This is a genomic window from Microbispora sp. KK1-11 (genome assembly GCF_006874435.1).
Classification (GTDB): Bacteria; Actinomycetota; Actinomycetes; order Streptosporangiales; family Streptosporangiaceae; genus Microbispora; species Microbispora catharanthi.
In genome coordinates, this window is record NZ_VIRJ01000177.1 from 1 (window position 1) to 326 (window position 326).

General features: G+C 72.4%; 1 protein-coding gene. It reads left to right on the top strand.

The genetic code is table 11. The annotated features are described in order from the left end of the window. Positions 1-326, top strand: a 326-nt coding sequence (locus FLW16_RS43270) for a beta-ketoacyl synthase N-terminal-like domain-containing protein (RefSeq protein WP_142566749.1), incomplete at both ends; no start/stop codon positions are given.

Consider the following 326-nt stretch of genomic DNA (forward strand, 5'->3'; position numbering starts at 1 on the left):
ATCGCGATCGTGGGGATGGGCTGCCGCCTGCCCGGCGGGGTGACCTCCCCCGAAGACCTGTGGGACCTGGTCGCCGAGGGCCGCGACGCCGTCACCGAGTTCCCCACCGACCGCGGCTGGGACCTGGACGCCCTGTACGACCCCGACCCCGACCACCCCGGCACCTCCTACACCCGCCACGGCGGCTTCCTCGACGACGTCGCCGGATTCGACGCCGACTTCTTCGGCATCTCCCGCCGCGAAGCCCTCGCCAGCGACCCCCAGCAACGCCTCCTGCTCGAAGTCGCCTGGGAAACCTTCGAACGCGCCGGCATCGACCCCGCCAC